This is a genomic window from Phormidesmis sp. 146-33 (genome assembly GCF_052939515.1).
This window is the reverse complement of the sequence record NZ_JBJPHU010000004.1, coordinates 115,772-141,597: the sequence shown is the minus strand read 5'-3', so window position 1 is coordinate 141,597 and position 25,826 is coordinate 115,772. Positions and strand designations below refer to the sequence as shown.

Sequence of the window (25,826 nt, the reverse complement as noted above, 5' to 3'; positions counted from 1 at the left end):
ACTTATATACAGCAAAACAATCGTGAATTTTTGGGAACGCCTACTATGTCAAGTGCATTTAAATCTGGAACGGCTCTGTTACTTACGCTAGGAATTGGCGCGGGAGCAATGGCTCCGATCGTCGTTTCTGCCCCTGCTTTCGCCCAAACTACGTTCTCAGATGTCTCTTCAAACTACTGGGCCAGTAGCTTTATTCAAGAACTCGCATCGCGGGATGTGATTAAAGGATTTCCCGACGGAACTTTTCGCCCTAACGACCCCGTGACTCGTGCCCAATTTGCGGCAATGATCAGCAAAGCATTCAATGCTCAAACCACCAGAAGCACCGTTAATTTTGTAGACGTTCCGAGTAATTATTGGGGCTTTCAGGCAATTCAAACAGCGTATACAACTGGGTTTTTGGCAGGCTATCCAGGGAATGTTTTCCGCCCCAATGAAAATATTCCTCGTGCTCAAGTTCTGGTTTCTCTTGCCAACGGTCTGACTTATGCCAGCACGACCCCTGCCGAAACGACGCTGCAACTATTCACTGATGCCACTGACATTCCTGGATATGCTCGTGGTAGTATCGCCGCTGCTACCGAACGTCGCATTGTCGTCAACTATCCCGATGTACAGTTGCTTAACCCCAATCGGGCGGCCACTCGTGCCGAAGTTGCAGCCTTTATCTATCAAGCGTTGGTCAGCACAGGGCAAGTTGCGGGCGTTCAGTCTCCTTACATTGTCGGTCAAGCGCCGACCCCTCAGCCTCAAGCGGTTCGCATTCCCGCGGGTACCGAAATTCCCCTGCGCTACGACAAGGCAGACAAGATTTTGTTAGCCAAAAATGAACCCAATCCCACCCCGATCACGCTGACTGTTGCCCAAAACATTGTTACCTCTGATGGAACGGTGTTGATTCCTTCGGGTAGTCAAGTGACGGGTCAACTGGTCGTTGCTCAAGGCGGAGCGCAGTTTAGAGCCAGCGAATTGACGTTAGCGAATGGTCAAAAAATTGCGATCGATGCCACCTCTAATGCCATCACCCAGACCGAAACCGTTCGTAAAGGCGCAAATACAGGCACCATTCTTAAAGATGCAGCCCTGGGATCTGCGGCCGCTGCGGGAATTTCGGCGGTCACGGGCGATCGCAACATTAAGGCAACCGAAGTGCTGATTGGCACAGGAGCAGGAGCTTTGGCGGGGTTGATCTTTGGCGGCGATCGCATTGAGCTAATCTCAATCCGTCCCAACACTGACCTGAGCCTAAAACTCAATTCTGAACTGGTACTGCCTCGTCCCTAGAGTTTTGAGTTGGACTAAGGGCGTTGCTGAATCAGGGGATGAACTGCCCCAAAGCGGCGGGAACCTCAAGGTTCAAAGTCCCCCAATTTTGGGGGATTTAGGGGGCGAAAAGATGGACACTTCCCACAGATTCATCCCTCCAATCAGCAACGCCGGACTAAGGATTGTGAATTTAAAACCAACCCTTGCGTAGGCTGTGTTGAGTCACGCGAGACGCGCCGATTGCAACCGTTAGGTGCGTTTCTCTATCGCTCAACACACCCTACAAAATTCGGTATTATTCAATTCTCATTCCTGATCTGATACAGCAGTCCTAAGCATGTGGGAATCTCGAAGAGAGCAGAGCGAAAATCTTCAATTCGCGCTAATTTAACGTGAATTCGATGAAATCTTTCGCTGTGGTTGTTAATCTAGGCAGCCCCCTAAATCCCCCACGAGTGAGGGACTTTGAACCTAAAATCTTGTCTGAAAGTCCCCCAAAATTGGGGGTTGGGGGGCAGAAGCGCGGAACAACGCAGCAAAAAAACTTCATCGAATTCGCGCTAATTTAACGGCTCTCAAGACAAGGGGTTAGAAAAAATCTTCAATTTTCTCCCTTGCGGAGCCAAACTACAAAGGTCGTTCCTTGACTCACTGGCGGTTGGTCTGAGTTTTCAGAAATCCAGCCGTCCGTTTTTATGGGGCTAAACACTTCGATTTCTCCCTGCATCTGTTCGACGAGACGACGCGCGATCGCCAGCCCCAACCCGGTTCCTGGAATATTGGTTTCAGCCTGCACGCCTCGATAGTGTCGCTCAAACAGTCGAGGCAAATCTTGAGATGGAATGCCGCATCCGGTGTCACTGACTCGAATCGCCACCCGATCGCCCCCATCGACTCGAATATGAACTTGCTCTCCGGCGGGCGTGTACTTTAAAGCATTGTCGATCAGATTGCTCAACACTTCTCGCAGCGCCCCAGAATTAGCCACCACCAGCGGCAAAACCTCTGGAATCGCGGTACGAATCGTCAGTTTTTTCTCTTGAGCCATCGCCCTTGCCGACACCAACAACGGTTGCAAGATCTCAGCGATCGCACAGAGTTCTAAAGTCAGACTTGAAGCACTCAACACCCCGGCTGGGAGTAGTGGAATTGCGGACTTGGCGGGGTCGGTGAAATCAGGCTCATTCGGCGAAATTAAATCCACTTCGCCTAACTCGATCGCTTGATCAAACTGCAACAACAACTCCTGAAGGCGATCGCTTTCTCGCACAATGCTAGTTGCCACTTCTCGGTTAGCATCCTCCGCCTGCAAGCGTCTTAATAATAATTTACCAAACGTTCGCAGGGCGGTCAGCGGATTGCGAAACTGATGCAGCAGATTGTCCAAAACGTCATGCTGTTGAGTTTGCGAAAGGCGCTGCTGACGGTGAGTGTGATCCAGCCATTGGGCCCGTTGATCCATGATGCAAGCCAGCGCTAACGTATCAGCGATTTTCTCAATCTGGCTGCGTTCCCAATTTGTCCAGGGGCGATCGTCCCGCTCGGTGACCAACAGCCCCAACACCATCCCCTCATGCACCAACGGTAAAACAACCTGACGCTGCTCCGCCAGAGAATTGGCAGGGGATAGAACTTCTTGAGTGACGGCATCGGGCAGCGCGACTGAGGCGTTTTTGGCAGGCAACTGAGGCATATCTGCCGGAGGCAAGGCCAACTGACCCGACTTTTCGAGAGGACTGGAGGATTCAGGGTAGGCAGCGATCGCAATTAGCGTCGTCTCTGCTCCTTCGACCAATTCCTCTGTCAGATAAACCACACTCAGCGAGGCTCCCAAGGTCTGACTCAACAGGGAAATTTGCGATCGACAAAGTGCCACAAATTCAGAACTGGTGGGCATTAACATGCTGCCAAAGGGCCTCTTCGAGAGTGCAACCAAAAAATTGCCATTGACTTTAGGTATTTGTAACCAGTAATTTAGAGAGATACGGCTGAACTTCCCGCTTCGACTTTCAGACGGTGGACTTCAGACCTCTAGACGATTGCCCCGCTAGATTGGTTGGTTGAGACCGCCCCGGCGCCTGCTGGGTGAACAACCAGACTTTCATAGTCTCAAGTCAACTGTCCAGAGTCCTTAGAAAGCCTTTACGCACTGTTACAGTTCCTTGAGTCTTAGGTTAGCAAGTGCAATGCTGGATCATCCACTTTGTGTCCCAACTCTCAATACTAAAACCTTAAGAAATTGTAAAGTTGCGTTAAGAGAAGTTGAATTCTGGAATCACAGCCGATATACTTGCGACGGCTTTTGTAACGATCATTACAACTTGACAGTTAGGAAAGGAGGTAAGGGGTTTGGCAAGGAGACGTAAGCGGAAGAGTCGTCGGCGTCAAGAAGGGCGCAGAATTTTGGAGAACGTGCCTCAGTACAGCATTGAGTGTGGTGAAGACAAGCCCGTCACTGCTGCCCGGAAGTTTATTCACTCTGAGGGCATTCTTCCCCCGGCGCTATTGCTAGTCAAGAGAAATGAGCATACCACCGATCGGTATTTCTGGGCAGAGAAGGGGCTTTTTGGCGCGCAATATGTCGAAGAAAACCATTTCCTATTCCCCAGTCTGAAACCTTCGGACGAAGAGTCGGAACCTGTAGTAGCCTCTGTTCGCAATCAATAGCCTGGACTGGTCACGTCCCACAATCATCGTCTGTCGAGACTGTATCTGTAGATGAACTGGTTGTGGGGCTACCAAAGGGCAAAGCAAGGTTGAGTGAACGTGAGATAGTTAAGCGATCGGGCGATTCAGTCAGCAGGCTTTATAGCTTTCAGCAGGCTTTATATCTTCATGATTTGAAGTTTGTTGTCAAAAGTCACTCCACGCAAAAATTATTTCGTTGACCAGGCTTAATCAGTCTGGAGCTATGTCAAATTCCCCATTCAAGTTGAGAAACCTGGGTGGGGTTTTTCCATATCTTGATAAGTTTTTTACTTTTCTACCTCAGATCGCCCTAAAGGAATGTGAATCTGATGGAGCTTTTTCGCTTCGTTATTGAGCGCTTCGCCCCCTAAGTCCCCCAGAATGGGGGACTTTGAATCAGCATGATTTCTTTGAACTCTGGAATTTTTTCTTGGTCAAAGTCCCCCAATTTGGGGGATTTAGGGGGCTGAAGCCGATTCAAACGAAGCGAGTCCCTCTCATCGAACTCACGTTAAAGGAATGTGAATCTGATGTGAATTTCGTTCTAAAAGTCCCCATTGCCAGATTGACGGCAGATTGTAAAGCTAAGAAGTTTAGTCGAATGGTGAAGATAGGTTACTCGCGGTTTGCGATCATCGATGGCTCTAACCAACCGGGAACATAATGGCTACATTTGCGAAGTTCACGATCGAGCGCTTCATAATTGGCTTCTTTTGCCAGCACCAGATCCCAAAACTGGACAGAATGATTGAGATGAATCGTGTGGCAAAGTTCGTGAATCAAGACATAGCGCACCAGATGAGGCGGCAAAAACAGCAGCTTGTAGTTGAGGCTAATATTTTTTTGATAAGAACAACTCGCCCACAGCGTCTTCTGACCTCTTACCGACGCTTTGTTAAACGGAAGCTGTAATTCTTGGCTGACTGACCACAGCCACGGCACTAATCGCTGATAAGCCTTGTGGGAGAGCCACTGCTGTAAGAGCGACTTACAAGCCTCCTCGTTTTGGGTGCAGCCTTTGAGAATGAGGCGCGACTTGCTTTTTTCTGTCAGCGTAATTCGAGAAGCGCTAGTCGGAACGTAGTCTACTTGCCAGAGTTGAGCGGTTGCCCTGAGATTTAACTCATCTGGCAGCGCATGAGAAACTTCTAGCGCCAATTGTTGTCGCTGTTCTTCGAGTCGTCCGATCGTTTTCTCGATCCAACTCTGTTTGTGCTGCAAGATTTCAGGAATACGGCTCTGGTCAAATCCTTTAGGGATAATCACTTCTAGACCACCCTGAACTGACATTCTCAGGCTGACGTGTTTTGCCTTCAGGCTTTCCCGGATTTTGTAGTCAGGTAGCGCCGTAAGCTGACCAGGGATCAGTTTAGACTCAACCATGTGTATTCATATTGGCTGTGCTTAGTCAGTAGAATATCTTAGCGCCGAATGACGGTGAGCTACATTCAATCTTAATTCAATCTCTATCGTTAGATTACAGCGAATCTAAGCGCCGGCGCAACTGACTACTGATCATATCAATTACGGTGACGACGATCAGTAAAACAATCATCATGGTCGTAGCTTTATTGTACTCAAAGCCCCGAATATAGTTGACCAATTCAAAGCCAATTCCTCCGGCTCCGACGACTCCCAAAACCGAGGCAGAGCGAATATTGTACTCAAACATATAAAGAGTGTAGCCCAATCCGAGCGGTAGCACCTGTGGAAATATCCCATACTGAGCGATTTGCATCCACGAAGCCCCACTGACTTGCAGCGATTCGATCGACCTGGGGTCAACGGCTTCGATCGCTTCTTGATAAAATTTTGCCAGGTAGCCGATCGTATAAATTCCCAGTGCCAAAGTTCCTGCGGGTGCGCCCAATCCAGTTGCTGAGACGAAGAACAACCCCAGAACAATGGAGGGCACCGATCGCACCGCATTTTGAATCAAATTGGCAAGCCAGCGAATCCACCTAGGTGTCAAGTTGTGAGCAGACAGCAGCGCGATCGGAATGGAAAGCACGGCACCGATCGTTGTTCCCCACAAAGACATTTGAATGGTTTCGATCAGGGCTTTGATAGCGACATCGGTGACTGCCCAATCGGGGGGCAATAGTCGAGAGACAAAATCGATCGTGTAAGGTATGCTCTCGTTGAGCATTTCCAGGTTGAGTTTGAGTCCTCGAAGCGCCCAACCATAGACAAAAACCAGCCCGACTATGATCAGCAGCCCCTTTAACCAGGGTTTGAACCGAGACGCAGAAAGTTTCATGGGTTGCCTAGAGAAAGATGGTCAGGCAAGTTTTCGCAAGCGCCATCATAAACCACACGCCCCGCATTCAGCACGATCGCTCGTTGGGCGTAATGGGCGGCGATCGTCAAGTCATGCAAAACCGAAACAATGGTCATTCCTTGCTGATGCAGGTGAGAAAAAATATCCATAACTTGTTTGGCCGCCAGAACGTCCAATCCTGTAATTGGCTCGTCTACCAGAAGAATCTTGGGCGACTGGATCAACACACGGGCGATCGCGACTCGTTGGCGTTGTCCTCCGCTAAGTTGGCTGGTTTTTTGGTCAATCTGAGCGTCTAATCCCAACTCTTGTAGAAGCTGAAGGGCACGCAGGCGATCGCTGCGTCGGAATCCCGTGAGAGTTTGCCAGGCCGATCGCTGCCCCAGACAGCCACACAGAACGTTTTCTAGCGCAGTCAGTTGAGGCACCAAGCCGCCCCCCTGAAACAAAATGCTCACGTCTCGACGCTGCCGCAGCGCTTTGGAATTAACCGCCACCCCGTTGATGTGAATGTTGCCTTTTTGAATGGGCACCAACCCCACCAGCGATCGCAGCAGCGTCGATTTGCCTGCCCCATTTAGCCCCAGCAGCGTGACAAACTCGCCCGATCGAATCACACAGTTGACTCCATCCAGCGCCGGACGCTTCAACGCTGCCAAAAACGGAGAATGCAGGTTTGAGCAAGCGATCGCCGCAGAGGTTGAAGGTTGAATATTTTGAGCTACCTGATTTCTGTTCATTTCATCCCTCGTCCCTCTCGCGCGGCGAACCCCTCATTCCTACGGCTCAATTCCGGCTCGCTGCAACGCATCTCTCATGGGTGCCAGATGACGATTATGGTCAACCCGCACCAGTTGGGTAGAATTGTACAGCCCAGACAGCAAGCCGTTGTTAGCAGGCTGATTGAGTTTTTGCAGTGCAGTAATCAGTCTTTCACGCATCGGTGCAGGAACGCGATCGTCGATCGACACACCGTGAGCAGGAACCCCTGAAATTGCATGGAACACTCTCAAGCGTTTTCCTTCTTCTGCGGTGACGTACGGAGGCTTGAGCGTATACTCAGAAACGGCAGCAACATCAGCTTGCCCTCTCAAAACAGCCTGCAAAGCGGCACTGTAGTTGCCACCGTAGCTGACTTGCCCAAAAAAGTTGCTCAGGCGATCGCGGTTTGGCACCAGCCCCTGTTTGACAAGCTCACCCACCGGAACGATAAAACCAGAGCCGGATGTAGGAGAGGTAAACGCAATCTTTCGACCTCTAAGCTGCTCTAGATTTTGTTTGTTATTGCCTTTGCTTCTCAGCGCACTGTCGTTGCGTACAACAAAGATGGAGCGGTAAGTGTAGCGTCCAGAATAGTCAGGACGAACTTCGGCAAGGTAAAGTCTCGCGTTGGCTAACTGCTGGGCTTTCATTGCAGGACGGCTACTCAAAAATGCCACCTCAGCCCGATTTGAGCGCAAGGCCTCTACTGCGGCAGTATCGTCGGCTACGATCGCCTCAACTGGCATCTTCAATTCGTTGGAGAGAAATTGAGCGACGGCGTTGGCTTTGCGCTGTAGGTCAGTTGCGCCTGCCCGACTCGGAAAAACAATTCTCAAACGATTTGGGCTGTTTTGAGCAATGAGAGTCTGCAACGGAGCGGCTACTTTTGTAACCGTCTGAGAGACCGTGCTGCTAGCGACTGTAAGACCAGATAACCCAAGTAATACAGCACTTGCGCCAAATATCAACTTTTTGCTCAAAGCCATGACGAATTCCTACGGTGAATGAATGGTGTCTTTTATCGCTGCAAATCTTTAGCGATGAGGTTAGGAAAATCGTACGGCTTCTTGGGAATTAAAGTCAACGGAATTGCTGAGATTTGTTCTCATTTACATAGTTCGTTGTCATTTACATGGGTAGATGAAACTCTATGGTTGGCGATCGTGTTCTAGATATGCGCTTTGATTACGTCCGATTAGGCGAGGCAAGATTGCGAAACTCTGTAAATTGGGGTTCAAACAAGAGTTTGACGCATCCGGTTGGCCCGTTGCGATGTTTGACAATATTGACTTCGGCGATGCCGCGATCGGGCGAGTCTGGATTGTAATAATCGTCACGGTAAAGCATCATGATCAGATCGGCATCTTGCTCGATCGACCCACTTTCGCGCAGGTCAGACATCATCGGACGCTTATCGGCCCTGGCTTCGACGCTGCGGCTCAACTGAGATAAAGCAATGATCGGAACGTTTAATTCTCGCGCCAAGGCTTTGAGCGATCGCGTAATTCGCGCCAATTCTTGAACTCGATTTTCGCTGCCGCTGCCTTCCATTAGCTGTAGATAGTCGATGAGAATCAGCCCCAATATGCCGCCTTGTTCTGCCTGGAGTCGTCGCGATCGCGATCGCATTTCATTTAAACTAATGTTGGGCGTGTCGTCTACAAAGACTTGAATTTCAGAGAGACGGCTGATTGCGTGACCCAGGGGTTCCCATTCTTTGTGGCTGATGCGCCCCGATCGCAGTCGATTAGACTCAATTCGAGACTCTTTAGAGAGCAAGCGCTGAATGATCTGCTCCTTAGACATTTCCAGGCTAAAGATCGCCACAGGCAGCTTGTGCTGAATTGCAATATTGCTGGCTAGACCAAGCGAGAACGCTGTTTTTCCCATTGACGGTCTGCCCGCCACAATCACCAAGTCCGATCGCTGAAACCCCTGAGTCATTGCGTCCAGGTCATAGAATCCACAGGCAAGTCCGGGAACAGCCATGCCAATCGATCGCTGCTCAATTTCTGAGAATGTTTTGGTGAGAATGTCTGCGGTCGAGACGAGTCCCTGGTTTGGGCGAACCTGCGTAATGCTGAAAACCTTTTGCTCTGCGTCATCGAGGACGTTTTCCAGGTCTTTGGCGGTTTCGTGACCCAATTGAGAAATTTGTTGCCCGACTCCGATCAGCTTGCGGCGCAGATATTTGTCTACCACTAACTGAGCGTAGCGATCGATATTCACAGCGCTGACGGTGCGATCGACCAGTTCTACTAGCTTGCTTTGTCCACCAACTTTCTCTAACAAGCCGTGATCCTGTAGCCAGGTCGCCATACTCATCAGATCGGTCGGACTTCCCTGGTTTTGTAACGTCAGGGCGGCTCGATAAAGCTCTTGATGGGCGCTGAGATAAAAAGCTTCGGGACGCAGAATATCGAGAACTCGGCTAATGGCTTCTGGGTCAAGCAAAATGCCTCCCAAAATCGCCTCTTCTGCATCAATGTTTTGAGGAGGAATGCGATCGTGAAACGGTTGGAAGTTAAGTTCTTGAACCATGATCGGCTGTAAGGAGGATAGGGCAAATCCGAGGGGTGAGCCACCGCCGCATCGCTCCACTCGACCCTCTCACTATATAGCTTGCTGGTATCTTAGCAGAAAATAGTAAGCTTGTATTAGTTTTGAGTTTTGAGCGCTGACTGCTTGACGACCCCAAAACCCAAAACTTCAAACGCAAATGCCAAACTACTGAGCGACGACTTGAATCGTAATCGTTGCCGAGACTTCGGGGTGTAGCTTGATTTCGGCCTTGTACTCGCCCAAACTGTGAACTTCGGGAAGGGTAATGCCACGACGATCAATCTCTTGACCTGTCGCTGCTTTGAGCGCATCCGCCACATCCTGGTTGGTAACCGTTCCAAAGATGGCTTCTTTTTCGCCTGCTTGTTTAGCGATCGAGATGGCACCCACTTTTTCGAGGGCTGCTTTTTGAGTGATCGCGACTTCTTTGAGTTCGGCGAGGCGTTGACGTTCGATTTCTCTGCGTCGCTCCACCTGCTTGAGAATGCCACGAGTCACATTGACCGCTTTCCCTTGAGGGATCAAATAATTTCTTGCATAGCCGGGAGCGACTTCGACGAGATCGCCCGATCGTCCCAACTTGCTCACATCCTCACTGAGGACTAACTGAATACGCTTCGCCATAATCTTCCCTAATTGTCAACTGTGCCGCACAAACGATCCATTGTACCGTAACAAGCGTGATGAACTCTCGATTTGAGTTGAGAATCGAAACTTCAGCAATCTACGCCTCACACCTTCAACGTTTCTCCAACCTTCATTAGTCTTAACTGACTCTTAGCTCCGTTTTGTTTGAGCGCTTGAGAGAAAGCTTCAGGCGTGCCAGGTAGGTTAAAGATTCCGTAGTGCATGGGGATCACCGTCGTCGGATTGACCAATTTGACCGCTTCGGCAGCCCGTTTGGGGCCCATCGTAAACTTGTCACCAATGCAGGCCAGCATCACGCTCACTTTGCGAAACTGCGGGATCAAACTCATGTCTTGAAACAGGTCAGTGTCGCCTGTGTGATAGATGACAGCTCCATTTTTGATGCTGATCAAGAAGCCACCCGGATTGCCTGCATATTGAGCAGGACTGCCATCTGACGCAACTGTAGAACTGTGAATCGCTGGAATGAAAGCAATTTTCACCTCATCGTTGAGTAAAGATAGCTCACCGCCAAAATTTCCCTGGGTTTCCAGTCCTACCAGATTTTTGGGATAGCTGCCAAAGTTGACCAATGCCTGACCCAAATCGAACGTGCTGACCAGTTTGGCTTGAGTTTTTTGAGCGATCGCCGCTGCGTCTCCGACGTGATCAAAATGTCCGTGCGTCACCAAAATCAGATCGGCGCGATCGAGCTTCGCCAAATCATTTTTACCATTGGAATTACCCGGATTTGTCAACCAGGGATCAACCAAAAGCACCTTCCCTGAAGGCGTTGTGATCTTGAAGGCAGACTGTCCGTACCAAAGTAGCTGAGTCCCCGTTGGCTGGGCATGACTTGGCAAACGATTCAAACCGATCGCGCCCATAACCAGAATCAAGCTGACGATCGCCACTCCCAACTTCAAAGTCCGTGTCAAACGTTTCATGTTTCTATCCCTGTGCACGCAAATAACGAGTAGAAACACTTTACAGAAGAATCCAGCAAACCCCTACACACTCTTCATCCTTCATCCCTCATCCCTCATCCCTTCCCCTAGTCTGCTTTGTTAAGCTGGGTTTACTATGAGTGGACGATGTATGCACAGAATTCTGACAGGAGCTTTGAAAGTCGATCGCTTAACCATTCCGATCACTGGACTTTCTCCGCAGTTAGAAGGAACGACGATCGTGCAATTGTCCGACCTACACTACGACGGCATAAGGCTGTCAGATGATTTGTTAGCTCAGGCGATCGACGCAACCAATCAAGCAGAACCCGATCTAATCGTCCTCACTGGGGATTTTGTCACAGATGATCCGGCTCCGATTCATACATTAGTGCGACACCTCAAACATTTAGAAAGTCGCGCTGGCATCTATGCCGTCTTGGGCAACCATGATTTGTACTATCGAAAAGGGAAAGCCACGATCGTCGAGGCCCTGACCAGTGTAGGGATTCAAGTGTTGTGGAATCAGGTCGTGTATCCGCTTGGAGAAGAACTGGCGATCGTGGGACTGCCTGACTTGTGGTCGCCTGACTTCAAAACTTCCAAAGTTCTCGACCAGGTGCCTCAGTCGGTTCCCCGCATCGTTTTGGCGCACAATCCCGATAGTGCTACTCCGCTGCAACAGTGGCGAGTCGATTTACAACTGTCTGGGCATACCCACGGCGGTCAGATCGTCTTTCCTGGAGTTGGCAATGTGTCAGCGATCGCCGCCAAACTGTATCGTCGTCTGCCTAAAAAAACGAGAAATCGGATTCCTGTGCTGCGATCGTGCCATCGGGTTGTCAAAAATTGGGACTGGTCAAAAGGGCAATATCAAGTCGGGGACAGTATTCTCTACATCAATCGCGGCTTGGGCACCTATTTCCCAGGGCGATTGTTTTGTCCGCCAGAGGTGACGGTGATTCGCCTAGAAAGGAAGGGATAAGGGACAGGTCTATTTCTTTAATTGCAGATCCCTTAGCTTAAGAACTGCCCTGATGTCTAAAAAAACGTCAGTTCGATGAGAGTGACTCGCTTCGTTTCAATCGGCTTCAGCCCCCTAAATCCCCCACAAGTGAGGGACTTTGAACGAGAAATATTGTCTCAAAGTCCCCCAAAATTGGGGGGTTGTGGGGCAGAAGTGCTGAATAACGAAGCGAGAAAATCCCATCGAATTCACGTTAAAAAATGTTGGCAATGATAAGCACCTGGGGGATTTAGGGGGCTGGACAAATTGGCAACCTTAGCGAGAGAACTAATCGAATTGACGCTAAATCAACTCGCGCACGTCTGTCACCCGTCCCGTTACCGCCGCCGCCACCACCATCGCCGGACTCATCAACAACGTTCGCCCCGACGAAGACCCCTGACGACCTTTGAAATTTCGGTTAGATGACGATGCACTCAACTGACGACCCTCCAGCTTATCGGGATTCATCGCCAGACACATTGAGCAGCCTGCTTCTCGCCACTCAAACCCCGCTTCTAAAAAGATACTGTGCAGCCCTTCGGCTTCGGCTTGCTGTTTTACCCGCTCAGGGCGCCAGATTGGCAACCTTAGCGAGAGAACTAATCGAATTGACGCTAAATCAACTCGCGCACGTCTGTCACCCGTCCCGTTACCGCCGCCGCCACCACCATCGCCGGACTCATCAACAACGTTCGCCCCGACGAAGACCCCTGACGACCTTTGAAATTTCGGTTAGATGACGATGCACTCAACTGACGACCCTCCAGCTTATCGGGATTCATCGCTAGACACATTGAGCAACCCGCTTCTCGCCACTCAAACCCCGCTTCTAAAAAGATACTGTGCAGCCCCTCAGCTTCGGCTTGCTGTTTCACCCGCTCAGAACCAGGGACGATAAAGGCCTTCACACCGTTGGCGACGTGGCGACCTTTGGCAAATTTTGCCGCTTCTCGCAAATCAGTGATGCGACCATTGGTGCAGCTTCCAACAAAACAGACATCGACCTTGGTGCCCTGAAGCAGTTTGCCTGGTTGCAGATCCATATAGCGGTAGGCTTCTTCAGCGATCGCTCGCTCATCTTCCACAATGCTATCAGGCGCAGGAATCACTTCGTTAATCGCAATCCCTTGTCCCGGAGTAATACCCCAGGTCACAGTCGGAGCAATGTCAGCCGCATCGAAAACGATCACGTCATCGTAAACAGCATCGACATCACTGCGAATATTGTTCCACCACGCGATCGCTTTCTCCCAATCATCCCCTTGAGGCGCAAAATCACGACCCTGAAGATAATCGTAAGTCACCTGATCTGGATTCACATAGCCACATCGAGCGCCGCCTTCGATCGCCATGTTGCAAACGGTCATTCGCTCTTCCATGTTCATCTGCTCAAAGGTCGTGCCTGCAAATTCGTAAGCGTAGCCAACTCCACCCTTTACGCCCAACGTGCGAATCACATGCAGAATCACATCTTTGGCATAGACACCCGGTTTCAGCGCTCCATTCACCTCAATTTTGCGAACTTTGAGCTTTGCCAGCGCCAGCGTTTGAGACGCGAGAACATCCCTCACCTGACTGGTGCCAATCCCAAACGCGATCGCTCCAAAAGCCCCATGCGTTGAGGTGTGACTATCTCCACAGGCGATCGTCATTCCTGGTTGAGTCAGTCCTTGCTCTGGTGCGATTACATGCACAATTCCCTGACTGCCAGACCCCACGTTGTAGAAGCGAATTTTGTGTTCTTGACAGTTTTGTTCGAGCGCCTGAATCATCTCCTCAGCAAGAGAATCAGCAAACGGCCGCGCCTGATTTTCGGTCGGGACGATATGATCAACGGTCGCGATCGTCCGTTCTGGAAAAGCCACCCGCAAACCTCGTTCCCGCAGCATCGCAAACGCTTGGGGACTCGTGACTTCGTGAATTAGATGCAGCCCAATAAAAAGCTGAGTTTGTCCAGAAGGCAGAATCCCAACGGTGTGTGCATCCCAAACTTTGTCAAACAGCGTCCCTTTGCTCATGACGGTTTTGTAGTTCTGTATACGCTCGGTCTACAATTTTATCGCAAATACGCGAACCCATCCGCCAAGTCAAGCTTTCCTCACTCCTCCCTCTTCACTCCTTCCTCTTCACTCCTCCCTCCTCCCCTCTTTTTCTTCCCCCTTTTCGCAGTACACCTGTACAATGCGTGTGAGCAAAGGAGAAGGCACGATGCGATTAGGAAAAGTCGTTAAATCTAATTCACACTGCGATTATGTGGTGCAGGTGGATGACTCAATGGATTTTAGTGACGCGCCCAATGCAGACGATTATGGGTTTGGGACGTTTGTGAAATTGGAAACCGAAGATCGACACTGGGCGATCGGCATCGTCTACAACTCTCAATTGCTCAATCCGATGTTTATGAATACGGGCCCCAGACTTTCGAGTGAACCTGATCCGCTCTTCACGCCCGACTTGATCACTGAAACTCGCACATTGCTTTGGACGGTTCTCGTAGGCAGTTTGGAGCCTAACAATGGCAATCCATTTGGAATCCAGGGCATTCCTCGTGTCGTCGTCCCGGTCAATACGCCTGTTTCAACGATGACGCAAGAAGAGATTTATCACTTTCATCTCAATTTAGAGCGGCGATCGCAATTCTGCTATTACAGTCATTTGTTACGCTGTGGCGGTACGTTCTCAATGCAACTTACCTTTCAGGTTTTACAAGAACTCATTGACTTCAACCTCTTTAAAGGAGCCGAAGAGCGGGCGCTGATTGTTTTGTGTAAAGAATTGGCGTGGAAAAATACGATGGGAGCGATGAGGTAAACGTGAGGAGTGAGGAGGAATCAACCAACAAAAAACCCCGACCGAAGCCGAGGTGAATAATCAGGGTGCATCTACCATCCCTCTATTCCTAAAGAAGAGGCGCTATCCGGAGAGGTTGCTAACGCGATGTGCAACTTTCTGATCAACGTCTTTAAAGCTGCGGTGTACACACAAGTCATTAATTGTCTCCGTTTGAGCCGGCTTCTGCCCCCTAAATCCCCCACGAGTGAGGGACTTTGAAATCTTGAGAAGTCTCTCTGCCTTCTAGAAGCCTTTCTTTCTCAAAGTCCCCCAGAATGGGGGATTTAGGGGGCGAAGCCCCTCGCCAACCACAGATCGACCAACTTGTGTGTACACGGTAGCTTTTTAAAGGGGATTGAGAGGGGCCTCTGGGCTGTGCCTCCGACGGTGTGATCCCCCAAACCCCCTTGAAAAGGAGGCTAAGAAAAAGTTGCCCATCGCGTGTTGCTAAATAATCGATCGCGCTTCTCAACTCAAAAAATTCCAATAAAAAACCCCGACCGAAGCCGAGGTGAATAATCAGGGTGCATCTACCAATTCTCTATTCCCCAAAGCAGAGTCATCATCCGGAAAAACCTGAAAGAATTTCCTCACAGTCTGAGGTTAAAGCAATGCAATATCCTGTCACACCCGATCGCCGCTATTTTGTGGTCAAAGGCAGATTGTGGCGCTGTTCTAATCCAGAGTTGACGGAAGAGGAGCGATCGCGTCTAGTTCAAGAACTCATGAATGCGCGTCGGGCCGTCAAGCAGGCCTTACGTCAAGAAGATGAAGCGGCCCTCCAAACCGCAAGGCACGAAGTCAACACTGCCAAAATTGCTCTCGGTGAGCGAGGCGAGGTCTGGTGGACAGATGGCGCACCTGACTACAACCAAAAGCTGGTCAAAAACACCCCATATGCTGATTGGTATAGCCGCTTGTCATAGTCTATTCTCCTGTTTTGGATAGCTTCAATTGTCTATGCTGCTAAATTGAAGGACGGGCTGGTGATTGTTTGTCTGAATATCTGAGTGATCGTCTGCCTGAAGATGCGTTTCTAGATTATTGATTTGGATTTGCAAACTTGCGATCGCACGATGATGTTGTTCTACATATTTAGGAATTGCACTATATTTCGCCAATAACTTCTCTAAATGGCTAATGCGATCTTCTAAGGTGTTAACTTTCTGAGTCGCTTGTAGAAGCTGTTGGGTTAGAGAATCGATCTTTTGGGACATCTCTTGAGCACTAATAGAGCGATCGTCTGCCTCTACCTTTTGCCCTTCTTGAGACACCGATTGTGCAGAATTAAAGGGTTGTGATTCCAGCGTTGATGAAGACCACTGATAAAGCTGCTCGATCAAGACGGTGACCTTTGATGTTAATTCCTCAACCGTCGTCAAGGAGTCATTGATAGGAGGGTCAACAACTTGCTCAGAAGTTTTTTGCTCAGCGGTTTTTTGCTCAGAAGTTTTTTGCTCAGACGCTCTGACTCGATCATCCAGCATTCGCTTAATCAATCCAATCAACCCTTGTGCCCCCGCCATAATCGTTTCTTCAACAACGACGTGCAACACATTCATGAGATCTTGTTTTTTCTCGTCCGCGATCGGCTGAGAACTTTTCACTCTTCCTTGACTAAAAACTCTCAATAACCAGTTCATCACCTTTTCCTGGATAGTGTTCAATGCAGGTAGTGTTCAATTCGGGCAGAAGGCAGATATAACTAAAGACATAACTGAGACAGGGTTGAAATTCTCGACTCAGTTAAGGTGAATTCGACGAAATTTTTCACTGCGGTTGTCCATTCGAGAACGCCCCTAAATCTCCCATTAATGGTGGACTTTAAATCAGAACTATAGTCTGAAAGTCCCTCAGAATTGAGAGTTTAGGGGGGCAGAAGCTTGACAACGAAGCGAAGAAACTTCATCGAACTCACGATCAGTTACCGTGTTCTCTCTGGTTAATTTACTTTCGCAAATTACTTCGCTGTTGCAGTTTGATTGACCGGAATTAACTTGTAGAGAGTCTCACCATCAGAGACATTGGTAGTTGCATCACTCGACACATCCACCGTTTGCTCTACAGCCTCTTGAACGCCGCTGGCACTTTCTTTAACTGTGTTAACTGCATTGACTGCCGTCTTCACGGTTTCGTTTACCCCCTCAGCCGTTCCTTTGACCGTACTAACCGTATTTTTCACAGTGCCGCTAACATTAGTTGCAACGCTGTTGACTGCATCATTGACATCTCTAGTCGTATCATTCAGGTTTTCGGCAACACTGTTAACCGCATTACCGACTCGTTGAACAGAATCACTCAAAGTTTCAGCCGTTGCTTTAGCTGTTCTTCCCAATCCTCGAATCGCTTGATTGATGCGCTCAGTCGTGTCCTGGTTGGTGAGTGCTGCTGCAAGACCCCCTAACGTTGCCCCGATCAATGCACCAAGCGCGATTTTAGTAAATCCATTTTGGTTAGATATCATCGGATTACTGCCTACCGAGGAGCGGCTAGAAGACTCGCCCTGATTGGCTTCTGTTGTTAAAAGCTGATTGCCATTGGTCACGATCGTTAACTCCTAAGTCATTATCTCTGTCCTCTGTATCCGTTATTCTTGACGGTCAATAGCTTCATAAAATTCCATCACTGGATCGCTGCTACCTTCATTCGTCGAGGTAGAAGATGTGTATGGCTGTGCTACAGGGTCATCTTGAAAGCTCAAGGGTTCGAGTTCGTCAGCATCCATTGCCATCGGTTTTGTATAGTCACCTCTCTCGATCACAGACTGTCCTGCGCTAGAAGATTGACTTGCAGCATGGTCGATCGTCTGACCGATGGTATCCCCGGTTTGCTGAATTGCATTGCTTGCCGTGGATGCCGTTTGTTGAATCCCTTGACTGACGGTTTCCCCGGTTTGTTGAATTGCTTTGCTAGTTCCAGATGCAACTTGTTGAACTCCACCCGCAAGGTTTTGAGCAGCTTCTGAGGTTCCTCCGACAACCGCATAGCCCACACCATCGCCAATACTCTTTGCGGCCTCACCGACTCCTTTTGCAGTCATGCCTAACCCTTGTCCAATGGTTCCAAAAGCTCTGCCAACACCCTTAGATGCCCGACTAAAGCCTTCAGACACTTTCCGACCTGCCAAGAGTCCTACTGTCGCTCCAATCAATCCACCAACCAACGCTCTCGATAGTGCTGGATTAGAGCTAGATTTGTCTGATTTTACTTCTGGGCGATATTTACTAGAAGTCGGCATTTTCGCTTCTACACTGCCTGATGCAGGATATCTTTCTGTTTGGGTTGTAGACATGGAATGGGGTTGATTTTGACCTTGATCTACACCTTGATTGACAAAAGATTGATTCTCGCTGTTCATGTTGGTTTTCCTGTAGTAAACGCTAGTGGATGACTGGCTCCAAAACCATCTATTGCAAAGGTAGCGAGTTTACTTTAGGACTTAACGCCTCTAAAGATAGACCTGATTAATTTCTTGTCTAATTAAATATTTAAGAGCGCAAACCCTCACTGGTGGACTATTTTTACGTTCAGAGTTTAGTTGCCATTGACTAACTTTATTGACTAATTTTATGTGTTGCTCCTATGGATTAATCTCTACATACTGTAGTTATAGATGTAGCTATGAATCTTGTCCCTTTGGGCTAGTAGATTTTGTCACGAAAACTCTTTGTTCTTTTCGCGATCGCAGAATCGATTTAGCTTTTGACAGGTTGCTCCACAGGCTGCAATTTCCGGGATTCAGGCACTTTTGCAGGTAGAAGTTATCATCAAAAGCTGGTTAAGATCACCCCGTATGTATTGTGAGAGGCTGCCCTGCTAAACGAGAAAAGGTAACCTCAAGCTTAATTTCACCCAGACTTGTATGCGCTTCACCAACAGTCCAGGCTGTAGAACTGTTGTAGTTAGGAGTTTGGGTATAGTCAGGGGATTGAGGAAGCTGCGATCGCCTCACCTCAAATTCTTGGCTCAGGGTTTGACGGCTGACTTCCACAAGCGTCGCTTGATTGAGTAAGTTGGGTTGTAGAGAAAGCTTAATCGATCGGCTGTCTGGCTTAGATTCAGAAGCAGTTTTTTCCGTCGTTGCGTCGTCATAGCTTACTCCGCCAATCAAGCCAAATTTTTCACTCTTCTGAAAGACAACTGTGACGCTGGTCGAGTCATCTTTGCTGAGGTGAATCTCTATTTGTAAAGACACTTCCTGACCAGTTTCAGAATCTTTTAGCGCAAGCTGCACTGTCGATGCATCCAATTTTTCATCTCCCTGTGGGGCATTCTCTAGCGCAGGAGTCGGCACAGAAATTTCACCCTCTCTTTGCATCGGCGTACCAAACACAGTTGAAGGCGTGACAGAAACCTGACTTGGCGGAGGAGTCAGAAGCAAAGTGGAGGTCGGAGTCGAGGTCGGAATCGTCGGAGCGGAGGGAAGGGGAAGGTACTCGATCGAGAGTTCTAAATTTTGGGAGTGCGTCGGGTGAAGGGTTGGCTCCTCGACGGGGGCAATTTGCCATTCAGCGATCGGCTTTTTAGACTCAGGCAGCGGCTCAGATTGAGGGTTACGATTCGCCTGCACAACGGCTCTAACAAAATTGACCAACTCACTGCTAGGAACGAGAATCGGCTGAGGCTCAACAGAAGTCGGCTCAGGGCGAGGAGAGCGATCGACCAAAATCTGACTGAACTCAAAGAAATTTTGTTTCGTAAACTCTTGAGCATTGGCGCTCAAAACCGTAACTACCATACCGCGATCAGGTTGGTTGCGATCAAATCGAGCATTTGCGGGCAAGGGCGGCTCACTCAGGTCAAGCAAGTCTTGCTTAAAAGGAAGCAGCGAGGTGAGCCAGGAAGATTCAGAATTCTGTGCAGCGTGGGTAGGCTTATCAGCCGCAGAGGTATAGCGAATCCAAACCAGGGCGGCGTTGGTTGAAAAGGCTTGCTCAAAGGTCAGCGATTGATTGGCCAAACCCATCTCAACCCGGACGGCAGCTTGATGACTATTTGCAGAACGAAACGTTGTATAGGCGGCAGCGCTTAAAACTTTTTCTTCTAGCGTGGTTTCTGTTTCGTCGCGGCTATAAACTGGCTGATAAGTTCCTTTTGTGTAAGCAGTCTCTCCAGCGTTATCACTGCGATTTTGAGGAACCTCTTCTAACTTGTTTTGATCTGACTCTTCTGCATGATTGGCTGCATTCAAAAACTCTTCTCGGTAGCGATCGCTGATCTGTTTCCAGGCGATCGGATTGAACGCATCAAATTGTTGAACTTCAAGCAGCAGCGCCCCTGGCAAAAAGACCGTCAACTCATCAGACTCACAAAACCCCTGCCGACTGTCAGCAATAATTCCATCCAGCCCATACTCTCTCGCATAAGCAACTTCTACCGCATAATCATAGGGCGACTCAGAAGCGGCAGCAATCTCATCAATAATCGGGTCATGGGGCAGCACTTCTAAAACAGATCGAATCGAAGCAATCACCTCTTTGGCATTGGGGTAGCCCGACAGCGCACTGCACACTCGATCGAAGCAGCGAGGCGTAACAAAAGCTTGAATTCGCGCCGAACGAATTTGCTCCCATAAAGCGCTGGCAATTTTGATCTGATCCCGCGTGTGATTTTGCTCAGTCTTGAGAAACCCCAACAGCAAAAAATCAGCTTGAACAGAAACCTGAAGCATTGCTAGTAATTCTGTGGGTTGAACTCAATCGGGTCGTTGTTCTGCTCGCTGGCGGCGGTCGATCGTGATTTGCCCGTTCCCAGCCGTTCTCGAATCTCGTCGAGCGACATGCCTTTGGGCTGCTGTACGTCTTGAAGCGAACTCCAATCAATCAGGTCTTTGAGATCACAATTGAGCGCTTGACACAGTTTAATCACCCTGACAATTTGTTCTGATCCAGCTTTGCCTTTTTCCCAATTTTGAATCGTGTTTTCGGTCACACCCAAATGCAGGGCCAGGGCACGCTGCGTCAGGTTGGCTCGATCGCGCAATCCGGCGATGTCGAGTGGAGCGTCTGACCAGTTTCGCCAGTCACAGTCAAGGGCGTGACACAGCTTGATCACTCTGACAATCTGCTCAAACCCGGCTTTGCCTTTTTCCCAGTTTTGAATGGTGTTTTCGGTTACGCCGAGATGAATGGCTAAGGCACGCTGCGTCAGGTTGGCCCGATCGCGCAACTCTGAGATTCTCGTTCGCTCCGTCTGTTTTGACATGAACATTTCCATCATGGACACTCACGATGACCCTACTATACTAAATATTTTTGGTAAAACTTCTTTGCTCAAACAGATTGACAACCAAATATATTTGGGGTTAAATAATTGGTCAAAGGGATTCTAACCTACCGTTGACAGTCTAGATAGAATGCAAATGTTTCCATTCTCCCCCTGCCCATCTTCAGACGTTTCTGATGACTTCTCTTTAGAGACGCTGCTGACGACCAATCGTTTCGTGTTTTCTGCTGAATTAATGCTGTTGCACCCCCATGCGGCCTCATTAATGAAAGCGGCAAATCGCGCTGCACAGCATGTCAACATTGTCCAAATGAGCGATCGCTTGCTTCCTCAACCCCGCCTATCTAGCTCGGTGGCGACTCAATATATTCAACAGTTGGGGCTAGACTCGATCGTCGAACTGAGCCTTCAGAAATCTGACTTATACGATCAGCTATTCTGGCTTGCCAACGCTCAGATTCGCAATGTTTTGGTGTCGGATGGGTTTCCTGATCATCACGGGAGCGATCGAGCCGTGAGGACGATTGCGGCGATCGCCCGATTTCGCTCAGAGGCAACCTTTTATGTTGGTGCGGTAGAAGTGCCTTGTCTGATGCCAGATATAGCCGAAAGCATGGCGCGATTGACGGCCAAAATTGACAGCGGAGCGCAGTTTATTCAGGTACGATCGCTGCTCAATCTAGAGGCAATGGAGCAATGGATGGCGGCCGTACGATCACGTCAACTGCACCAGCGCGCCCATTTCATCGTCTCAATTCTGCCATTTAACTCGCTAGAGCAACTTAGATTTCTACAATCTGGGCGAAATCATGCTTTCATCGGCATGGAATTTGGACAGCCCGAAAGTAACCTGCAACGTCTGCAAAACCTGATTGTCAACACTAGCGCGATCGAGGGGGTGTGCGGCATTCACCTGCGACTAAACGATCTGGGCATGGGCTGGAATCATCACAGATAAAGGCTACATAGACTGTTTGACAACGTTTCTCTAAAACTTATGGGCGTTTGTCAAGAATCTTACTCTCTATGACTTGCAACGCTCTTAGGATTCCTGGGTTTATCTACATTTTGATCAAAGGTTTGTTGGTGATGATCTCATTGAGGTGAATTTGACTTATGACACAGATACACGTTCGTCTTAATCGAAAAGCTCGCGTCTGCATTGGAGCGATCGCAGCGTTAGCATTCACAACGCTAAGTTTTTCGCCGGATGGAATGGATTCTCAGGCAAGTTCGGTAGCGATGCCGCTTTCATCAATATCTCATGTACTTCCACGTCAACAACGCCCTGTTTTGATGGCTCAATCACAGCCGAAAAGCGTACCATCTGCGATTCGGGCTGCCATTCTAAAAGATGTTTCTCAACGGTTAGAAACGCCGATTCAACGTTTAGAAGTGGTGCGATCCACTCGATTCACTTTTGGCAATTGGTGTCAGTTTAATTTTAGTGAAATTTGCACCACAGAGTTTGACCCTGTTTCAGGATGGAAAGTGGTGGTAAAAGTGCGTGATCAGGACTGGACTTATCATGGGAGTCGATCGGGGTCTCTGCTCATTCTCGACCCCAAAATTGCGGTTAGGGCTGACCTGTCTGAGGCGATTCGCGATGCCGTTTTGAAGGATGCTGCCGCTTGGTCACAGACAGATGCTGCTAACCTCCGGGTAGTCGATACGCGCAAAACAACCTGGGGCAACGCTTGTGAATTTAGTTTTGGGCAAATTTGTCCGGCGATTTATCAGCCAGTGAGCGGCTGGGAAGTGTCCCTACAAAACAGTCCGGCTCGTTGGACATATCGCGTTTCTGACGATGCAAAAACAGTAATCTTAGATCGTCGCGCCGCTTTACCGCCTGACGTGGTGCAGGGAATTGTTCAAGATATCGTGCGGCAAAATCCGGCGATCGCCCCAGAGTCACTGCGGTTTATTGTGGTGCGAAGGAGTGCAACCCCGACTGCTCCACCAACTTGGCTCACTGTAGTCTCTGATGGTCGGCGACAGTGGGGCTATCGGGCCACAGAGCAACAGGTTCGACCTGTCCCAGTTAAAACTGTGCTGCTGGCTGGCAAGTCCTAAAAATGCCCGGAATTTGATGAAGTTTTTTCGCTTCGATTGAGATCTAGAAACGCTCTCTAAATCCTTTGAGATTGGGGACTTTGAGATTGGGGACTTTGAATCGATTTTGTTTTAAAGTCCCCAAAGTTGGGCAGGCAGAAGCACTTACCAACGACGCGAAAAAACTTCGTCGAACTGGCTATTGTTTCTAGACAACTGCCGCATTGTAGATCTTCTCATTAGCGGCGGCTGACTTAAACAGATCGACGATCGCATGAGGATAATCCACGCCCAACCTCATCCCAAATCGCTGTTGCTCCACAGGAAGTAGCTTCCAGGGTTCATGCACTTTTGCAGAGGGAACATTTGCTAACTCTGGCAGCCAATGTTTTACATAATCACCTTGCGGATCATAGTCTTTTGCCTGCTTGGTGATGTTAAAAAAGCGAAATCCACGGGCATCATTTCCCACGCCTGCGGTGTAATTCCAATTGCCCCAATTGCTTGACACATCGTAATCAACCAGCAGCGACTCAAACCATTCGGCTCCCATTTGCCAGTTGATTCCCAGATTTTTGGTCAAGAAACTTGCCACATTTTGCCGTCCTCGATTAGACATAAAGCCCGTCGCCGCAATCTCTCGCATGTTGGCATCCACCAGCGGAAAGCCCGTTTTACCTGCGCGCCACAGATCAAATCGCGGCCAATCTTCCTTCCAGGGAATGGAAATGCCCCGCAGACCCGATCGCCGAAAAATCCGCGTCCCATGTTTGGCACAAATAAAGCGAAAGTAGTCTCTCCACAGCAATTCAAAGATCAGCCAGTAGGTTGAATCGTTCTTCACTCGCTGGCTTTCATACGCCTGCACCTGCCAATAGATTTCACGAGGTGACAAGCAGCCATGCGCCAACCACGCCGAAAACTTTGATGAATAGTCTCCGCCCAACATGCCGTTGCGAGTTTCTTTGTAAACCTTGAGGTGATCCTGCTGCCAAAAATAGTGATCTAATCGCGCCAGACCCGCCGTTTCGCCACCCCTAAAAGGAATCACGCCCCGCAGATCCGCAACCGGAGCCTCCAAGCCAAAATCAGCGATCGTCGGCACTTCTCCCACTGCGATCTCAGGCAATGCTGGCAAACTCGTCGGCGACGGAAATGCTGAATAGATGGTGGAAGACTTCTCGACCTGTTTGCGAAAGCTAGTAAACAATTCCGGTAGGTTTGCCATCTTAAAAGGTAGGTCATCTGGATGGTAGAGCGTATGTCCCCAAAAAGAAGTTGTGGAAATTTTATCTGCCTTGAGCGCTGTTTCCAACGCTTTTTCAACCGCCACCTCTTCTGAAGTCGTTTCGCGATAGAAATAAATCGCCGTCACGCCCAGTTCTCTAACTAATTTAGGAATCACGACTTCGGGCAAGCCTTTCCTTAAAATCAAATCGCTGCCGATCGCCCTCAGTCCCCGTCGTAAATCAGCGACGCTTTCTAGCAAAAACTGCGTCCGAAATGCCCCCGTTTTAGGAAATCCATAGGACGTAGTGCCAAACTGTCGCTCATCAAAACAATAAAGCGGAATCACCTGCGCTCCGATTTGAAGTGCTTTATACAAAGGCTCGTGATCGTGCAGTCGCAGATCATTGCGATACCAAGCTAAAATTTTCTCCACCGTAAAACCGACCTTGTCGTTTGCTCGCTTCCTCCCGATCGTAACGTTTCTTCAAGAAGATGTTCCCAAAAAAATAGAGGACGATCACAACGATCGCCCCCCACTTGGATAAAAATTAACCCCCACCAACGTCTTACGCAGTTAGCCAATCAGCGAGGTTTGTAGGGCTGCAACCGATTGAGCAACTAGCGGCAACACCGTAGATTGAACGACCTGTAGTGCCAAAATCGCCAAAATTGCAGAAATATCTAGCCCACCCAGCGGGGGAATAATTCGACGAAAAATATTTAAATAAGGGTCAGTCAGTTGCGCCAAAATCGAGAACGGAGGATTGTAAAAGTCAACCTGGGGAAACCACGTCAACAAAATCCGAATGAACAACAGCACCAAATAAATGCTGACAAATCGGCTAATCGTAATGATCAGTAGCTCTAGAGGGTTCATAGACTGACAGTTTCCTTTTGAGGTCTAGGGGTTTTCAGATTTGCTGATAGTTTAAGCGATCGCAGGCAATTTGTGACTACTCTCACGTAGCATTCTAGCGCTATGGCTCATCAGTCAGCGACCCTTCGCGATTGACCTCGATCGCCTGCCCATTAACATTACTCAACTGCTGCCGCACATCGTCGATCGCGTCATTCAATTGAGCAATTTTATCTTCGAGACTGCGCCGTGCCAGTTCGATATTCTGCTCAGTCGAGCCGCGCAGAGGGCGTTTTTTGCCTTTAGCCTTTATCTCTGGAGCATCTGCCTTCTTCAAAAGAGTCTCTTCTAAGGTTTCTTCTAGCCGCCGAGAAGTTAGCAGTGCGCCCAAAACGCCACCGACAACGCCACCGACGATCGCGCCCAACAAAAACCCACCCGAAAAATTATCTTGTTGACTCATCACTCACCAGGATTGGTCTTTTTTTG

The 25,826-nt window shown here is 49.1% G+C and carries 25 protein-coding genes; 7 read left to right on the top strand and 18 right to left on the bottom strand.

The features are described from left to right. The first annotated feature begins 45 nt into the window (after positions 1-45). Complete coding sequence (locus ACJ2PR_RS03355) at positions 46-1,284, top strand: S-layer homology domain-containing protein (RefSeq protein WP_446875908.1); 1,239 nt, start codon at positions 46-48, stop codon at positions 1,282-1,284. Positions 1,285-1,867: 583 nt separating this feature from the next. Here ACJ2PR_RS03355 and ACJ2PR_RS03350 read toward each other — a convergent pair. Further along, positions 1,868-3,169, bottom strand: coding sequence for a GAF domain-containing sensor histidine kinase (locus ACJ2PR_RS03350; protein WP_446875907.1), 1,302 nt, complete (start codon positions 3,167-3,169; stop codon positions 1,868-1,870). 446 nt (positions 3,170-3,615) lie between these two features. Here ACJ2PR_RS03350 and ACJ2PR_RS03345 point away from each other — a divergent pair, with 446 nt between their 5' ends. Then, a complete protein-coding gene (locus ACJ2PR_RS03345; protein ID WP_446856346.1) occupies positions 3,616-3,933 on the top strand; it encodes a DUF3155 domain-containing protein in 318 nt (105 codons plus the stop codon). A gap of 636 nt (positions 3,934-4,569) precedes the next feature. Here ACJ2PR_RS03345 and ACJ2PR_RS03340 read toward each other — a convergent pair. The 7 genes from ACJ2PR_RS03340 to ACJ2PR_RS03310 form a co-directional block, all read right to left on the bottom strand. Beyond that, positions 4,570-5,337 carry a M48 family metallopeptidase gene (locus ACJ2PR_RS03340; protein WP_446856345.1) on the bottom strand — a complete coding sequence of 256 codons (768 nt, stop codon included), beginning with the start codon at positions 5,335-5,337 and terminating at the stop codon, positions 4,570-4,572. 94 nt (positions 5,338-5,431) lie between these two features. Next, on the bottom strand, positions 5,432-6,214 hold the full coding sequence (gene phnE / locus ACJ2PR_RS03335; protein ID WP_446875906.1) for a phosphonate ABC transporter, permease protein PhnE: 783 nt from the start codon (positions 6,212-6,214) through the stop codon (positions 5,432-5,434). Next, positions 6,211-6,975 carry a phosphonate ABC transporter ATP-binding protein gene (locus ACJ2PR_RS03330; RefSeq protein WP_446875905.1) on the bottom strand — a complete coding sequence of 255 codons (765 nt, stop codon included), beginning with the start codon at positions 6,973-6,975 and terminating at the stop codon, positions 6,211-6,213. The genes phnE and ACJ2PR_RS03330 overlap by 4 nt, the downstream gene beginning before the upstream one ends. A 39-nt stretch (positions 6,976-7,014) precedes the next feature. Beyond that, complete coding sequence (locus ACJ2PR_RS03325; RefSeq protein ID WP_446856342.1) at positions 7,015-7,983, bottom strand: phosphate/phosphite/phosphonate ABC transporter substrate-binding protein; 969 nt, start codon at positions 7,981-7,983, stop codon at positions 7,015-7,017. A gap of 199 nt (positions 7,984-8,182) precedes the next feature. After that, positions 8,183-9,538 (bottom strand): replicative DNA helicase, encoded by a 1,356-nt coding sequence (dnaB, locus tag ACJ2PR_RS03320; RefSeq protein WP_446875904.1) that lies wholly within the window; start codon positions 9,536-9,538, stop codon positions 8,183-8,185. A 186-nt stretch (positions 9,539-9,724) separates the two neighbouring features. After that, positions 9,725-10,183: a 50S ribosomal protein L9 gene (rplI, locus tag ACJ2PR_RS03315; RefSeq protein ID WP_446867499.1), complete on the bottom strand. Its 459-nt coding sequence runs from the start codon at positions 10,181-10,183 to the stop codon at positions 9,725-9,727. 107 nt (positions 10,184-10,290) lie between these two features. After that, positions 10,291-11,133, bottom strand: a complete 843-nt coding sequence (locus tag ACJ2PR_RS03310; RefSeq protein ID WP_446875903.1) for a metal-dependent hydrolase — start codon at positions 11,131-11,133, stop codon at positions 10,291-10,293. A gap of 136 nt (positions 11,134-11,269) precedes the next feature. Here ACJ2PR_RS03310 and ACJ2PR_RS03305 point away from each other — a divergent pair, with 136 nt between their 5' ends. Beyond that, on the top strand, positions 11,270-12,118 hold the full coding sequence (locus tag ACJ2PR_RS03305; protein ID WP_446875902.1) for a metallophosphoesterase: 849 nt from the start codon (positions 11,270-11,272) through the stop codon (positions 12,116-12,118). A 324-nt stretch (positions 12,119-12,442) separates the two neighbouring features. On the opposite strand, the gene ACJ2PR_RS03300 is transcribed toward ACJ2PR_RS03305, so the two are convergent. Further along, complete coding sequence (locus tag ACJ2PR_RS03300) at positions 12,443-12,727, bottom strand: aconitase family protein (protein ID WP_446875901.1); 285 nt, start codon at positions 12,725-12,727, stop codon at positions 12,443-12,445. Between the two features lie 29 nt (positions 12,728-12,756). After that, positions 12,757-14,160 carry a 3-isopropylmalate dehydratase large subunit gene (gene leuC / locus ACJ2PR_RS03295; RefSeq protein WP_446875899.1) on the bottom strand — a complete coding sequence of 468 codons (1,404 nt, stop codon included), beginning with the start codon at positions 14,158-14,160 and terminating at the stop codon, positions 12,757-12,759. Between the two features lie 190 nt (positions 14,161-14,350). On the opposite strand from leuC, the gene ACJ2PR_RS03290 reads away from it, so the two are divergent. Both ACJ2PR_RS03290 and ACJ2PR_RS03285 read left to right on the top strand, forming a co-directional pair. Next, a complete protein-coding gene (locus ACJ2PR_RS03290) occupies positions 14,351-14,953 on the top strand; it encodes a hypothetical protein (protein WP_446875898.1) in 603 nt (200 codons plus the stop codon). A 632-nt stretch (positions 14,954-15,585) separates the two neighbouring features. Next, positions 15,586-15,900 (top strand): hypothetical protein, encoded by a 315-nt coding sequence (locus ACJ2PR_RS03285; RefSeq protein WP_446856335.1) that lies wholly within the window; start codon positions 15,586-15,588, stop codon positions 15,898-15,900. A gap of 24 nt (positions 15,901-15,924) precedes the next feature. Here ACJ2PR_RS03285 and ACJ2PR_RS03280 read toward each other — a convergent pair whose 3' ends face one another. From ACJ2PR_RS03280 to ACJ2PR_RS03260, 5 genes are all read right to left on the bottom strand, one after another. Further along, a complete protein-coding gene (locus tag ACJ2PR_RS03280) occupies positions 15,925-16,617 on the bottom strand; it encodes a hypothetical protein (protein ID WP_446875897.1) in 693 nt (230 codons plus the stop codon). Between the two features lie 317 nt (positions 16,618-16,934). After that, entirely contained in the window at positions 16,935-17,519 is a 585-nt protein-coding gene (locus ACJ2PR_RS03275) for a hypothetical protein (protein WP_446875896.1), read from the bottom strand. Positions 17,520-17,561: 42 nt separating this feature from the next. Continuing rightward, positions 17,562-18,332, bottom strand: a complete 771-nt coding sequence (locus ACJ2PR_RS03270) for a hypothetical protein (protein WP_446875895.1) — start codon at positions 18,330-18,332, stop codon at positions 17,562-17,564. A gap of 426 nt (positions 18,333-18,758) precedes the next feature. Beyond that, positions 18,759-20,645: a hypothetical protein gene (locus ACJ2PR_RS03265; protein WP_446875894.1), complete on the bottom strand. Its 1,887-nt coding sequence runs from the start codon at positions 20,643-20,645 to the stop codon at positions 18,759-18,761. 2 nt (positions 20,646-20,647) lie between these two features. Continuing rightward, positions 20,648-21,178 (bottom strand): helix-turn-helix transcriptional regulator, encoded by a 531-nt coding sequence (locus tag ACJ2PR_RS03260; protein WP_446875892.1) that lies wholly within the window; start codon positions 21,176-21,178, stop codon positions 20,648-20,650. A gap of 157 nt (positions 21,179-21,335) precedes the next feature. Between ACJ2PR_RS03260 and ACJ2PR_RS03255 the strand changes: the two genes are divergently transcribed. Continuing rightward, positions 21,336-22,157 (top strand): methylenetetrahydrofolate reductase, encoded by an 822-nt coding sequence (locus tag ACJ2PR_RS03255; RefSeq protein ID WP_446875891.1) that lies wholly within the window; start codon positions 21,336-21,338, stop codon positions 22,155-22,157. A 158-nt stretch (positions 22,158-22,315) separates the two neighbouring features. Continuing rightward, positions 22,316-23,272, top strand: coding sequence for a hypothetical protein (locus ACJ2PR_RS03250; protein WP_446875890.1), 957 nt, complete (start codon positions 22,316-22,318; stop codon positions 23,270-23,272). A 187-nt stretch (positions 23,273-23,459) separates the two neighbouring features. Here the strand turns inward: ACJ2PR_RS03250 and ACJ2PR_RS03245 are convergent, their stop codons facing one another. From ACJ2PR_RS03245 to ACJ2PR_RS03235, 3 genes are all read right to left on the bottom strand, one after another. Further along, positions 23,460-24,914: a DASH family cryptochrome gene (locus ACJ2PR_RS03245; protein ID WP_446875889.1), complete on the bottom strand. Its 1,455-nt coding sequence runs from the start codon at positions 24,912-24,914 to the stop codon at positions 23,460-23,462. A gap of 141 nt (positions 24,915-25,055) precedes the next feature. Beyond that, positions 25,056-25,358, bottom strand: coding sequence for a YggT family protein (locus ACJ2PR_RS03240; RefSeq protein WP_446856326.1), 303 nt, complete (start codon positions 25,356-25,358; stop codon positions 25,056-25,058). A 100-nt stretch (positions 25,359-25,458) separates the two neighbouring features. After that, complete coding sequence (locus ACJ2PR_RS03235; RefSeq protein WP_446856325.1) at positions 25,459-25,800, bottom strand: hypothetical protein; 342 nt, start codon at positions 25,798-25,800, stop codon at positions 25,459-25,461. Between the last annotated feature and the right edge of the window lie 26 nt (positions 25,801-25,826).